The organism is Streptococcus sp. LMAG:39 (assembly GCF_008680485.1).
Taxonomy (GTDB): domain Bacteria; phylum Bacillota; class Bacilli; order Lactobacillales; family Streptococcaceae; genus Streptococcus; species Streptococcus pasteurianus.
In genome coordinates this window covers 191,218-205,147 of record NZ_NALE01000001.1, presented here as the reverse complement: position 1 = coordinate 205,147, position 13,930 = coordinate 191,218, and the positions used below count along the sequence as shown (strand labels likewise).

Here is a 13,930-nt window from a genome sequence, read left to right as displayed (position 1 = left end):
GAGGAAAAATGAAATTTTTAGATTTATTTGCTGGGATAGGCGGTTTTAGGCTAGGAATGGAAGCACAGGGTCATGAGTGTTTGGGCTTTTGTGAAATTGATAAATTTGCTAGAACATCCTATAAAGCCATGTTTAACACAGAAGGAGAAATAGAATATCATGACATTAAAGAGATCACAGACCATGACTTTAGACAATTTAGAGGGCAAGTGGAGGTTATCTGCGGGGGATTTCCTTGCCAAGCTTTTTCACTCGCAGGAAGACGATTGGGATTTGAAGATACTCGAGGGACTCTCTTTTTTGAGATTGCTCGAGCGGCCAAACAAATCCAACCACGTTTTCTATTTTTGGAAAACGTCAAAGGCCTACTCAATCACGACGAGGGACGGACGTTCTCCACAATCCTCTCCACGCTGGATGAATTGGGGTATGATGTCGAATGGCAGGTGCTTAACAGCAAGGACTTCCAAGTCCCGCAAAACAGAGAACGGGTCTTTATTATCGGACATTCTAGAAGATACCGTTCCAGATTCTTATTTCCTCTCAGAGGAGAAAGCAGCCCAGCTCATCTTGAAAGGCTAGGAAATATCAATCCCTCTAAACGTGGTTTGAATGGTGAAGTCTATCTAACGACTGGACTTGCTCCTACACTAACAAGAGGTAAAGGTGAGGGGGCTAAAATCGCCATTCCAGTCTTAACACCAGATAGACTAGAAAAACGCCAACATGGGCGTCGCTTTAAGGACAATCAAGACCCTATGTTTACTTTGACCAGCCAAGACCCTATGTTTACTTTGACCAGCCAAGACAAACACGGGGTTATTGTCGCAGGAAATCTGCCCACTAGCTTTGACCAGACTGGAAGAGTATTCGACATTTCTGGTTTGTCACCGACCTTGACAACCATGCAGGGTGGAGATAAGGTGCCAAAGATACTGCTGAGGGAGGAGCTGCCATTTCTGAAAATCAAGGAAGACACAAAAAGAGGGTACGCAAAGGCAACTCTTGGAGACTCTGTCAATCTGGCTTATCCAGACTCAACCAAACGTAGGGGACGTGTAGGAAAGGGAATATCCAATACCCTAACGACTTCTGACAATATGGGAGTGGTAGTTGCTGCTCTGGAATATCGACAGGATAAGTGGTATGAAGTCACAGGCATTGTCTTAGACGGAAAACTCTATCGCCTGAGAATTAGACGACTGACACCAAGAGAGTGTTTTAGACTTCAAGGCTTTCCTGATTGGGCTTATGAAAGAGCAGAAAGTGTTTCCAGTAAGAGCCAACTATACAAACAGGCCGGTAATAGTGTGACTGTCACAGTTATTGAAGCCATTGCCAGAGAATTTAGAAGAATGGAAGAGGAAGAAAAACATGAACCTACTACATAAGAAAAGTATTCTAGAGTGTACGGAATTAGAAGAACGTATTCACCAAGCTGAAACCAATCAGTTACTGGAAAAGATACTATCACTCCCCAATTTTGATTGTGATTTTGAGGTGACTTTTGAAGATGATTACCACAAAGAGATGATTGATCCTCTATTCTACGAATCCAATCTTCATCGGATTTCGGATTTTATGGAAACGAGGGATATTAAAAATGGTGTAGATACACTATTGACGAAAGACAATCACTTGGCCTTTCGTGCCTTTGGTGAAAATTATACTGTTAGGGGAAAGGATGGCATATTAACGACTCTGGTGACGGTCAAGTGCTTCGGTGAAGGACGGATGCCTATTGACATGAGTCGCTATTTCTCAACTCCTGAACCAACAGTTGAAAATAGCCTAACCCTATAAGGAGGAGCCTATGCTTGAGGTATATCTAGGAAATAATACCAATACAAATCAAGATTTACTAACTATTTTGACGACCTATGGTGTGACTTATCGTTGTACAAAAGCATGTGATGTAAACCGTGAAATCATACTGTCACTCTTTGCCAAAACCACGGATTGTTTTGAGTTACTGTCGCCACGATTTCTTCGCTTTAAGCGTCAATATTCGATAAGTTTGAATGAAATGATTCAGCTTATTCTCCAAAAACCAGACCAAAATCTTCGTCTGCCTCTCATTGTCTGTCAAAATCATATCTATCCAGCTATTGGGTTAGACGAAATACGAACATTTCTTCCCAGACGGGTAAAAGAAGAGCTGTTTCAGGCCAGTCTGATGAAACAAGTGACAGGGTAGGTGTGAAGATGAATGAACGATTTTGGGATAATTTAGAAATCATACTCTCAGAAAAAGACCTCACTTGGGCAGAACTAGCTCGAAAGGTATTCAAAGGTCAATATGTCTATCCAAGTGAGTTTAATCGCCTCTATCAAAAACTGCGACATTACAAATCTAATCGCCTGATGCCACAGACAAGGTGGGTTGAGCGAATCGTTCTAGTCTTGGATATTGATTATGAAGATTTATTTAAGAGGTGACAATGATAAGGATAGTGGTGTTTTATCTAGCCATCCAGCTTAACGGTTTTCTTGTGAGTTTATACCTGGAAGAGTATCTGACGATTGAGGTCTTAATCTTGCTTCAATTGGTCCTATTATGTGTGACTTGCTTAGAGATTGCCCGTCATAAAACTGTTCAAGCAAAAAATATGACCTTACAAAATCGCCTAAGATGGTTGCTTCTTGGCTTTACGTGTATGGTTGCTTTTGCAGTCTTCATCAGTTTTCTATTTCCAGTTCAGACTAGGAATCAAGCGGTATTGGTACAAGTAGGAAAGCAGGTTCCTCATGTTATCTTTTTGTTGTTTCTGGTCAATGCAAGTGTCCTTGAAGAGGTAGTTTATAGGCAACTGCTGTGGGAAAAATTGACATTCCTTTTTGTACAAATAGGAATGACCAGTTTTCTCTTTGTTCTAGCCCATGGCCCCAATCAGTTAGGAAGTTGGCTCATCTATAGCTGTCTTGGCTTGACCTTGGCTGTTGTTCGATTGAAAACAGATTATAAGATGGCAATCGCCTTACATTTACTTTGGAATAGTTTGATTTATGTCTTGACCTTCTTGTGATAGCAAAATCAAGAGTGCTTCCGTATTATGGAAGCACCTTATGTTTGATAGGAAATCCAAAGAAGAGGAGGGCACCATGTCTTCTGAACAACAAGAACGTCAAGCGATGCAATACGTGGAAAGAAGTAGTTTATTGACAGTCAGAACACTCTTGAAGCTCTTAGAATGGTCGGCTAGGCAAGCCTTAGCCCAAGACTCAGCTTATAAGATTGGGGTTCAAAAACTGGAAGAACTCCTTCAAAGCCCTTATGCCATTGAAGGGATTAATGTTAGTAAAGATATTTTAGATAAGCCAATCGATGTGGAGAAATTCAAGGAGTTGATGGAGTCAGAAAAACTGCCACTTGCTATTAGTTGGCAAAAAGACTATCTCTACTTTTATGCCAAGGACAAGACCTTGCTTGATCATCACTTAGATGAATTGATGAAGAAACTGGTGTCTAATCCAGAAAAATTAGAAGGTCTAACCTTTGATAAAACCTTGGACCAAGAGATAGAACAAGCCAAAGAGAAAATTAGAGTGACAGAACCTTCGGCAGTCAAAACAAAGGAGGTGACCTTGTAATGTATTCTAGGCAAAAAGCATTTGTCTTTGGACTCTTAGGTCTCGCCTTTGGCTATTTCTGCCATCGTCTAACCCTACTCTATGATAGTTTAACCAATGCCCCACCTATGGAACGTTTTGCCTACCTCTTAGGAGAGGGGCTAAATCAAGTCTTTAATCCTTTATGGCTATTTACCTTTACTCAAAAATCTCTACTTGCCTTTATCCTAGGGGTTCTAACGATGATGTTAGTCTATCTTTATGTTTCAACAGGACAGAAGGTCTATCGAGAAGGGGAAGAATACGGTTCTGCACGATTTGGAACCAGTAAGGAAAAGCGGTTCTTTTACAGTAAGAATCCTTTCAATGACACGATTTTGGCTCGTGATGTTCGTCTAACCTTGTTGGAAAAGAAGAAGCCCCAGTTTGACCGAAATAAAAACTTGATTGTCATTGGGGGTTCTGGGGCAGGTAAGACCTTTCGTTTTGTTAAACCCAACCTTATCCAACTTAACTGTTCCAATATTGTCGTAGATCCTAAAGACCATTTGGCTGAGAAGACAGGTAAACTCTTTTTAGAAAATGGTTATCAGGTCAAAGTTTTAGATTTGGTTAATATGACCAATTCAGATGGTTTTAATCCCTTTCGTTATGTTGAGACAGAGAATGATTTGAACCGCATGTTAACGGTCTATTTTAACAATACCAAGGGAAATGGTTCTCGCAGTGATCCATTTTGGGATGAGGCTTCCATGACATTGGTGAGAGCTATTGCCTCTTATTTGGTGGATTTTTACAATCCTCCAGGAAGTTCCAAACAAGAGCAGGAAGCAAGATGTAAGCGAGGCCGTTATCCAGCCTTTTCTGAGATTGGGAAACTCATCAAACTCTTATCAAAGGGAGACAATCAGGACAAAAGTGTTCTCGAAGTCTTGTTTGAAGACTATTCTAAGAAATATGGTCACGAGAACTTTACCATGCGAAATTGGGCGGATTTCCAAAACTATAAGGATAAGACGTTGGATTCGGTGATTGCGGTCACAACAGCTAAATTTGCCCTTTTTAATATTCAATCAGTGATTGATTTGACACAAAGAGACACTATGGATTTGAAAACATGGGGCACTCAAAAGACCATGGTCTATCTTGTTATTCCAGACAATGATACTACCTTTCGTTTCCTATCTGCTTTATTTTTCTCTACGGTTTTCTCCACTTTGACCAGACAGGCTGATGTGGACTTTAAAGGGCAATTGCCTATTCATGTCAGAAGCTATCTGGATGAGTTTGCGAATGTCGGAGAAATTCCAGACTTTGCCGAACAAACCTCAACAGTTCGCTCTAGGAATATGAGTCTAGTACCAATCTTGCAAAATATTGCCCAACTCCAAGGACTTTATAAGGAAAAAGAGGCTTGGAAAACTATTCTGGGGAACTGTGACAGTCTCCTCTATTTGGGTGGAAATGACGAGGAAACTTTCAAATTCATGAGTGGTCTTCTAGGTAAACAAACCATTGATGTCAGAAGTACCAGTCGTTCTTTTGGGCAGACTGGCTCAGGTTCTACCTCTCACCAGAAAATTGCTCGTGACTTGATGACGGCTGATGAAGTCGGGACTATGAAACGAGATGAGTGCCTCGTACGCATTGCAGGAGTTCCTGTATTTAGATCTAAGAAATATTTTCCACTCAAACATAAGAATTGGAAATGGCTTGCGGATAAGGAATCTGATGAACGCTGGTGGCATTATCACCTCAATCCCTTAACCGCTGAGGAAGAACTAGATTTGTCAGGCCATACAATAAGGGATTTAAGCACAGAAACGTCACTACATTAATAGAAATGAGGAACTATATGAATCAAAAACTAACAGGCTTTGTTTACGGAGTGGACGCCAGCTCCATGTTCTCCCAAGCCATGTCTCTATTACAAAAAGGCTTAATTGCAGTAGGAGCCTTTCTAGTTGTCATGGGTATTATCAACCTTTCAACCAATATTAAAGATGGTGGTCCAGGTGTCCGAAATGCCATTCTAGAAATTGTTGGTGGGGTAATGGTGGGAGCCGCAGGAGCTTTTGTGACACAGATTACCATTTAGAGGAGGTCAGAACATGACATGATGATGAATTTTACGTCACCTTTTGTATTTCTAGCCTCTGAAAAAGTATCTAGCGATAGCCTTTTTGAAGGGTTTCAAGTGGATTTAGAATCAACTGCCAACCTGGTTAAATCACTAGCAGACTTTAATCCGACGGTGTGGTCTTATATGATAGCCATTACCAAGGGGATTATGCAGCCCTTGGGAGTAGCTATTCTTGCGGTTGTTCTCGTACTCGAATTCTCAAAAATGGCCAAGAAAATCGCAAACTCAGGTGGTGCGATGACCTTTGAAGCTATGGCACCCATGATTGTCAGCTACATCATGGTCGCGGTCTTGATTACCAATACGACGGTTATTGTGGAAGCCATTATTGCCCTTGCCTCTTATGTTATTGAACAAGTGGCAGGGCTTGTCACGAATGGTGGTGCTAATTACGATACCATCTCAGGCATTAAGGGATCTGGGATTGTAGGAAAAATGATTATTGGCTTTTTTGCGATTCTCATTTGGTTGGTACGTATGGCCAGTATCATGATTGTCAATATCTTGATTACCATTCGCTTTATCCAACTCTATCTGATGATACCTTTTGCTCCTGTTACCATTCCGACCTTCCTTAGTGATGACTGGAGAAGTGTTGGGATTGGCTACCTTAAGAACATCATGGTCTATGCCGTTCAAGGTATTTTGATTTTTCTAATTGTATCTCTTGTTCCCTTGTTTGAGTCGGCTGGAAAGATTGCCGTATCAAATGGAGCTGGAGTTATGGAATCACTCGCCATTATGTTTGGTGGCTTGGTACAGGCCATATTGTTAATCATTGCCTTAGTTGGCAGTCAACGAACCGCCCGAAGTATTTTGGGTATGTGAGAGTAGGATAGCTTAAACAGTCCAGTGGACTGTTTAAGGTTGTTCCTTGGAAATCGAAGAGGAACAAAGTACTGCTTTGCAGTCGATTACGTCGTCCTACCTCCGCAAGGACGACTAGAACTGTCATGGCTAGGAACTTAGCGTAGAGAGTTCAGACGTCTACTGCATCAAAATCATGAAGCAATTCAAACTGGACTGAGATTTTCATCTTAGTCCTTTTATCAAAGAAGGAGCAATTATTTATGAACACACGTGTCTTTAAGGACATCTCAAAGGTTCAACACAGGGCATGGTTAGGATTTACAACCAGACAGGTTATTTTTGTATTTCCAGCCATCGCCCTAACCATTTTGGTATTGGGCTTGAACCTATTTTACTGGCAATTTGGGGATTGGTTTGTCTATGGTTTTGTTTTTAGCTTTACCATTCCACTCATGTTATTTGGGGTCTATCGCCCAAATGATTTACCATTTGAAACCTATCTCAAGTACCGTTTTCATTATGAACTGACAGTACCAGATCGTACATTTACTGGAAGAAAAGGAGACCAACATGAAAAAATTAAAACACTCAATGAAAGCAAAGACCTCTTCTAATGACCAAAAGCAAAAGACGAAAACACAGAAGCAGGAGATCAGACCTTCTACCCTAAATACGTTAGCCTATCAAGGGCTTTTTCAGAATGGCCTTATGCAGGTCAGCCCAAGCTATTTTTCACAAACCTATCTCTTAGGAGATGTCAATTATCAAACAATTGGTTTAGATGATAAGGGAGCTATTGTTGAGAAATATTCCGATTTAATCAATTCTCTTGATGATAAGACCAATTTCCAACTGACCATTTTCAATCAAAAGGTCAATCTGGAAAAATTCCGTAAGAGTATCCTCTATCCCTTACAGGAAGATGGGTTTGATGCTTATCGTGATGAATTGAATCGTATGATGGATGCCAACTTAGAGGCGGGTGAGAACAACTTTTCGGCTGTCAAGTTTCTTTCATTTGGCAAGAGCGACCAAACACCAAAACTAGCTTTTAGATCTCTGTCACAGATTGGGGAATATTTCAAGAGTGGCTTTTCAGAGATTGATGTATCTCTTGGTCTGCTTGGTGGAGAGGAGCGAGTGAATGTTTTTGCGGATATGTTGCGAGGTGAAAATCATTTACCGTTTTCTTACAATGATTTGACCCTATCAGGTCAATCCACCAAACACTTTATTGCCCCATCCTACCTTTCCTTTAAACACAAGAATCATATTGAATTGGACGATAGATTATTACAGATTGTCTATGTTCGTGATTACGGTATGGAGCTAGGGGATAAATTTATTCGTGACCTCATGCAGTCAGATTTGGAAGTGATGATTAGCCTACATGCCAAAGGCTCAACTAAGTCTGAAACCATGACCAAGCTGCGAACCAAGAAGACCTTGATGGAATCACAAAAGATTGGGGAACAACAAAAGATGGCTCGGACTGGCATCTATTTGGAGAAGGTCGGCCATGTTCTTGAAAACAACATCGATGAAGCAGAAGCTCTTCTTCAAACCATGACCCAAACAGGAGATAAGCTGTTTGACACCGTATTTCTAATTGGCGTGCTTGCGGATACTGAAGACCAACTCAAACAATTTCTTGATATTATCAAGCAAGTGGCGGGGTCAAATGACATGATTATTGATAACTTGACCTATATGCAAGAAGCGGCCTTTAATAGTCTCTTACCATTTGGAAAAAACTATCTTGAAGGTGTTTCTCGATCACTATTGACTTCAAACATTGCCGTGAATGCACCTTGGACTTCCGTAGATATTCAAGACAAGGGTGGAAAATTTTATGGTATCAATCAAATCTCAAGTAATATCATCAGTATTGACCGTGGCAAGTTAAATACTCCATCAGGTTTGATTTTAGGGACCTCTGGAGCTGGAAAAGGGATGGCGACAAAACATGAAATCATCTCTACTAAGCTCAAGGAAGCAGATAGTGATACTGAAATTATTATTGTTGACCCAGAAAATGAGTACAGTATTATCGGTCAAGCCTTTGGTGGGGAAAGTATTGATATTGCCCCAGATTCCACAACGTTTTTAAATGTTCTCGATCTATCAGATGAGAATATGGATGAGGATCCAGTCAAGGTCAAGTCCGAATTTCTCTTGTCCTGGATTGGAAAGCTCTTGGACCGCAAAATGGCTGGTCGCGAAAAGTCGTTGATAGACCGTGTGACACGACTCACCTATAAGCATTTTGACACACCATCATTGGTCGAATGGGTCTTTGTCTTATCTCAACAACCTGAACAGGAAGCTAAGGACTTGGCACTGGATATGGAACTTTATGTGGAAGGGTCTCTGGATATATTTTCACATCGGACCAATATCAAAACTGATAGTCATTTCCTGATTTACAATGTCAAAAAGTTAGGTGATGAATTGAAGCAAATTGCCCTCATGGTTATCTTTGACCAAATTTGGAATCGGGTGGTGAAAAACCAAAAACTAGGGAAGAAAACATGGATTTATTTTGATGAAATGCAGCTTCTTTTATTGGACAAATACGCCTCTGATTTCTTCTTTAAACTCTGGAGTCGTGTCCGTAAGTATGGGGCGATACCGACAGGCATTACTCAGAATGTAGAAACGCTTCTTTTGGACGCAAATGGTAGACGTATTATTGCCAATAGCGAGTTTATGATTCTATTAAAACAGGCTAAGAGCGATCGCGAAGAATTGGTGCCTATGCTTGGGCTTTCCAAGGAACTGGAGAAATACTTGGTCAATCCTGAAAAAGGGGCAGGCTTAATTAAGGCCGGATCCACCGTTGTTCCTTTCAAAAATAAGATTCCACAACACACCAAGCTCTTTGACATCATGAGTACGGACCCTGAAAAAATGAGGACATGAGATGAAAGAGGATAAAAGGCTAGTCAAACAGGTCAGGAAAAAGTTTCGAAGCAATTTAAAATCAGTCCGCATGCATTATCGGAAAGAAGTTAGGACCTTAAAACAGACTGTTCCTAAAATAGGACGATTTCGAAAACCAGCTCAAAATTCTCTGTTTCAGGAAAAGAAAACAGAGTTCAAAGAAAATCTACTCAGTAGCCAAAAGGAAGCAGAAGAGAAGTTCCTAAAGGAAATTACCTATGTGTCTCCTAGACTGTTAAGGGGAAAGGAAATCAAGAACTATCGACTTCCGCAAGCTCAAGAGCGTTTGAGGACGGCAAGAAAACATTTGTCAGAAGTGAAACTAAGTGAAAAGTCAAAATCGGTTAATCCTAAGTTTACCTTCCAAAAAGATAAATCTTCCTTGAAGTCTCGCTTTCAGTTTCACCAAGAAAAATCATTTGATCGACTAAGTGCTGAAAAAGAAGTCAGTTCTGCCAAACGTGAGGTCAAACAACTCAAGAAAGCCCAAAAGTCTAAGAAAAACTCTACCAAAGTCAAAGCTGGATTAAGCTTAGCTGCATCTGAATCGCTTGACTTGGTGGCACAGGATGATGATTTAGATGGACTTAGAACCCTAAAGGATACTAGCCTGAAAGCCAGACGCTATGGCAGGTTTACCTATCAAGCAGGTAAAGTGGCGGTGAAAAGTGGTCAGACTGGTGTGCGTTTTACAAAGACGAGAGTGGCTCATGGAAAGGAACGATTCCAGAACTTCAAAATGGGAAAAGGATTCATACGCCAGAAACCTCTTAAACCAAGAAGACGCTACCAAACCTTTTTAAAGCATGCCAGAAAGCACAGTCTAGCAGGAGTTAAGGGGATTGTTCAAGCCATTAAGGGAAGCCTGACCTTCTTTTCTGCTATTGCGGGAAATCCTTTGACTTGGATTGTCTCAGGTCTTCTCTTGATACTCCTTTTGATGATGAGCTTTTTCATGAGTGTCTCAGGAAGCAGTGTCATTCAACAAGATGAGATCGAGTTGACCAAGGCTTATACCCACATGACGTGGGAAGATGCGGAACATACGAGAACCAACGAAAAAGGGATTACCTACTACACCAAAATTGATGAGGTCATGGTTTACATGAATCATCAATACCAAGACTACAAGCTTGACGATTTCATGGAAACAGGTGGTGCGACCTACAAAGAATTTCTCAGTCAAGTGTGGACGAACTTAAACGGTGGTGACTCTATTAGATCCATGTCTGACTTATTCCAGAAACCTCCTTACAAGCTGTCAGATGAGGACCAAGAAGAACTAAAGGAGTTGACCGAAGAAGGCAACTATTTAGCCCTTCAAGAATTGGATAATCCCTTTCAGGGACAGACCGATGAGGATAGCTTAAACATGACCTACCGATATGGTTATGAGGTTATTGATGAGAAACCAACGCTCCATCACCATATCATCTTAGAAGCAAAAGAAGGCCAAGTCATTGTGGCTCCGATGGATGGCAAGGTTTCTATTGATGGAGAAAACATTGTTTTGACATCAGGTAAGGGAGTGAATAGGACTAAACTAACCTTGTTCGGCATTCATTCAGGTCGAGTGAGTGAACATCAAAAAGTCTTGGCAGGAGACATTATTGGTCAGACCAAAGACGGAACGGGTCTAAAAGTCACCTATCAAAAGGTTGATGATGATATGGATAAGTTGGTCTATGTCAATCCAGCATTCTACTTTCCAAAAGTGATTCAGGTTCAGACCACCATTCTTCCAACTATCGGTCAGTTTGGTGGCAATGAGTTCGAAAGGGCCAAGGCGATTTATGACTATCTCAAAAGCAAAGGTGCGACCAATCAAGCTATCGCAGCGATTCTAGGAAATTGGTCGGTAGAATCTTCCATTAATCCGAAGCGTGCAGAGGGCGACTATCTATCTCCACCTATTGGTGCGACAGACAGTTCGTGGGATGATGAGGGTTGGCTTTCACTTAATGGTCCAACAATATACAATGGACGTTACCCTAATATCCTCAAACGTGGTTTAGGATTAGGCCAGTGGACAGACACTGCAGATGGGTCACGCAGACATACTTTATTGCTAGAATATGCCAAAGGAAAACATCAGAAGTGGTATGATTTAGGGTTACAACTGGATTTCATGTTGCAAGGGGATAGTCCCTATTACACCAACTGGTTAAAGGATTTCTTCAAAAATTCAGGAAGTCCAGCTAGTCTTGCCCAACTCTTTCTCATTTACTGGGAAGGTAATAGTGGTGATAAGCTACTTGAGCGTCAGACACGAGCCAGCGAGTGGTATTACCAAATTGAAAAAGGCTTTAGTCAACCCAACGGTGGGACAGCACAAAGCGACCCAAAAGCACTTGAAGCTGTACGAGGAGACCTTTTTGAAAACTCTATCCCAGGAGGTGGTGACGGTATGGGTTACGCTTACGGTCAATGTACTTGGGGAGTGGCAGCCCGTATCAATCAACTTGGTCTAAAACTCAAGGGTAAGAATGGTGAGAAGATTTCAATTATCAGTACCATGGGTAATGGTCAAGATTGGGTGCGTACAGCCGCAAGTCTCGGTGGTGAAACTGGAACAAGTCCGCAAGCAGGAGCTATTCTTTCCTTTGCGGGAGGAGGACATGGCACACCAGCAGAATACGGTCATGTAGCTTTTGTGGAGAAAGTCTACCCAGACGGTTCATTTCTTATCTCAGAAACTAACTACAATGGCAATCCAAACTATACCTTCCGTAAATTATCTGGAGTGGATAGTAGCTTGAGTTTTTCCTATACGACGAAATAAAAAAAGGATATGCTAACAAAATGTATAAATGTTAGCATATCTTTTTATTTTTGGTCACTATTAATCATAATTTATAGAAATGAGAATTGTTATGAGATGAATCATCTCATCAAGAACATCTGCAAGGGAAATCCCCTTTGTATAGCTATATTTTTTTGAATAATTTTGCCATTGTTTATTCTGAATAGGGTCAGATTTGAACCTCTCGAGTAGTTCAATAATCTTTTCAAAATCGAGTTCTGTTTCGCGATATGAAAATGTTCTCTGACAGGCATTTTTCAACTGAATGAAGTCAATGTCTTCTTTCTTCAGTTTTGAAAGAATATAAACATCGTAAAAATCTTTGCTTCTACTGTTTAAGAAGTTTCGTGAATAGATGGTTTGAAGTTTCTCAGCAAGAATGGTTTCAATTGTATAAGCAATGATTGGAAAATTGTCTTCATCAAAAATAGCTTTATAGTCGTATGTAATAGGCTGAGGAGTTACAACATCACCTGTCGCAATATCCAAATGGATAACTTGTTTAATATTCTCAAGTTGGCACAAAATTGTTGCTCGATAGCCACCATAGTCATCACTTTCTTTAATAGCTGTGATTGATTGAATCACAAAAGAAATACCTTCTTCTGAATCTGCTAAAATTTCCTTGAGTTGCTGCTTCACAGTATCTTCTGAAAGTGTTATTTGATGGAACAAAAAATCAATATCAACCGTGCTACGAGATTCAACTCCAATAACATTTGACAGTAGGAAGCCTCCTTTGAAGATATAGTGATTTGAATAGGTACTCTGACTTAATTTTTTTAAAATCACTTCTAAAAAGTAATAGGTCATCACGGAATTAAAGGTTAATCCAGTATTCTTTGATATTTTATGACAGAGTGCTGTTAGCTTAGCTTTATTCATACTAGGACCTCCAGAGTTTGTTTGACCTTGTCCAAGGTGTTCATTTTTGTCGCATATTCATAGAGTTTTGTAAGATTTTTTTTAGGATAGTTTCCGTAATGTTGAAGTGTTTTGACAAAAAGCTCAGTATCTATTTTTTCTCGATGAATCACAAAATCACAGATAATACGTTCGAAATTATACACTCTTACCTCGTTTCCCATAGGGGTTTTTACAAGAGTAGTTCCTAGTTCGCTATATTCCTTAGAAACAGAATGAATGTTCAGATTAGCTGGAGGAGTATTAAAACGGTAGCCTCTAGGAATGGTTACGTCAAAATATTGAGGAATTTCATCTGTAAATTGTTGCAGGTAAAGCGCTGAGATATAAGAGAAAACAGCCTTGGGATATCGGTACTGAAAGAAGAAGTATTCGTCGTAGTCTCCATTCTGGGTTAGGAAAATTCCTTTTTCGACGCGGTATATAATTCCTTCATTTTCTAGTCTTGTCAAATATATTGTTGGAATATTTAGTGCTTTACAATCTTTATAGGTGATGATGCCATTGTGGTTTTCTATAAATTCAAGTAGAATTTCCTTTTTAGACATGCTTACTCCTTTCAATGTTGCTTTCACACTACAATTTTACAACATTTGTAGTGTGAAAGCAACAATTTCTTTTCCCTGAACTGATTGTGATACCAAAATCAAGCCTTCTTTTTTATGATGGTATTGAACTTGGGCTACGAGCTGTACAAAAAGAGAGTTTCTCCTAGAACGGAAAGTTCTTCGTCAAAA

14 protein-coding genes are annotated in these 13,930 nt (G+C 40.3%); 12 read left to right on the top strand and 2 right to left on the bottom strand.

The annotated features are described in order from the left end of the window. The first annotated feature begins 8 nt into the window (after positions 1 to 8). The 12 genes from dcm to CCC20_RS00945 all read left to right on the top strand — a co-directional run bounded on the left by dcm (position 9) and on the right by CCC20_RS00945 (position 12,248). Positions 9 to 1,391: a DNA (cytosine-5-)-methyltransferase gene (gene dcm, locus CCC20_RS01000; protein WP_287178547.1), complete on the top strand. Its 1,383-nt coding sequence runs from the start codon at positions 9 to 11 to the stop codon at positions 1,389 to 1,391. Then, positions 1,375 to 1,803, top strand: coding sequence for a hypothetical protein (locus CCC20_RS00995; protein ID WP_285394248.1), 429 nt, complete (start codon positions 1,375 to 1,377; stop codon positions 1,801 to 1,803). The genes dcm and CCC20_RS00995 overlap by 17 nt, the downstream gene beginning before the upstream one ends. 10 nt (positions 1,804 to 1,813) lie before the next feature. After that, positions 1,814 to 2,197 (top strand): thioredoxin domain-containing protein, encoded by a 384-nt coding sequence (locus CCC20_RS00990; protein WP_287178543.1) that lies wholly within the window; start codon positions 1,814 to 1,816, stop codon positions 2,195 to 2,197. Positions 2,198 to 2,205: 8 nt separating this feature from the next. Further along, on the top strand, positions 2,206 to 2,439 hold the full coding sequence (locus CCC20_RS00985) for a transcriptional regulator (RefSeq protein ID WP_287178539.1): 234 nt from the start codon (positions 2,206 to 2,208) through the stop codon (positions 2,437 to 2,439). A gap of 2 nt (positions 2,440 to 2,441) precedes the next feature. Beyond that, positions 2,442 to 3,026 carry a CPBP family intramembrane glutamic endopeptidase gene (locus CCC20_RS00980; protein ID WP_287178536.1) on the top strand — a complete coding sequence of 195 codons (585 nt, stop codon included), beginning with the start codon at positions 2,442 to 2,444 and terminating at the stop codon, positions 3,024 to 3,026. A gap of 76 nt (positions 3,027 to 3,102) precedes the next feature. Continuing rightward, positions 3,103 to 3,591, top strand: coding sequence for a hypothetical protein (locus tag CCC20_RS00975; RefSeq protein ID WP_287178533.1), 489 nt, complete (start codon positions 3,103 to 3,105; stop codon positions 3,589 to 3,591). After that, positions 3,591 to 5,408 (top strand): VirD4-like conjugal transfer protein, CD1115 family, encoded by a 1,818-nt coding sequence (locus tag CCC20_RS00970; RefSeq protein ID WP_287178530.1) that lies wholly within the window; start codon positions 3,591 to 3,593, stop codon positions 5,406 to 5,408. The genes CCC20_RS00975 and CCC20_RS00970 overlap by 1 nt, the downstream gene beginning before the upstream one ends. A 17-nt stretch (positions 5,409 to 5,425) precedes the next feature. Beyond that, entirely contained in the window at positions 5,426 to 5,668 is a 243-nt protein-coding gene (locus CCC20_RS00965) for a hypothetical protein (RefSeq protein WP_001072182.1), read from the top strand. A gap of 18 nt (positions 5,669 to 5,686) precedes the next feature. Further along, positions 5,687 to 6,541, top strand: coding sequence for a VirB6/TrbL-like conjugal transfer protein, CD1112 family (locus CCC20_RS00960; RefSeq protein WP_285394253.1), 855 nt, complete (start codon positions 5,687 to 5,689; stop codon positions 6,539 to 6,541). Between the two features lie 242 nt (positions 6,542 to 6,783). Continuing rightward, positions 6,784 to 7,137, top strand: coding sequence for a PrgI family protein (locus tag CCC20_RS00955; protein WP_285394255.1), 354 nt, complete (start codon positions 6,784 to 6,786; stop codon positions 7,135 to 7,137). Next, complete coding sequence (locus tag CCC20_RS00950; RefSeq protein WP_287178434.1) at positions 7,094 to 9,445, top strand: VirB4-like conjugal transfer ATPase, CD1110 family; 2,352 nt, start codon at positions 7,094 to 7,096, stop codon at positions 9,443 to 9,445. Before CCC20_RS00955 ends, CCC20_RS00950 begins: the two co-directional genes overlap by 44 nt. 1 nt (position 9,446) lies before the next feature. Next, positions 9,447 to 12,248, top strand: coding sequence for a phage tail tip lysozyme (locus tag CCC20_RS00945; protein ID WP_287178432.1), 2,802 nt, complete (start codon positions 9,447 to 9,449; stop codon positions 12,246 to 12,248). A 60-nt stretch (positions 12,249 to 12,308) separates the two neighbouring features. On the opposite strand, the gene CCC20_RS00940 is transcribed toward CCC20_RS00945, so the two are convergent. Next, positions 12,309 to 13,154, bottom strand: coding sequence for a nucleotidyl transferase AbiEii/AbiGii toxin family protein (locus CCC20_RS00940; protein ID WP_285394258.1), 846 nt, complete (start codon positions 13,152 to 13,154; stop codon positions 12,309 to 12,311). Beyond that, on the bottom strand, positions 13,151 to 13,741 hold the full coding sequence (locus CCC20_RS00935) for a type IV toxin-antitoxin system AbiEi family antitoxin domain-containing protein (protein WP_285394259.1): 591 nt from the start codon (positions 13,739 to 13,741) through the stop codon (positions 13,151 to 13,153). Before CCC20_RS00935 ends, CCC20_RS00940 begins: the two co-directional genes overlap by 4 nt. Positions 13,742 to 13,930: the final 189 nt, after the last annotated feature.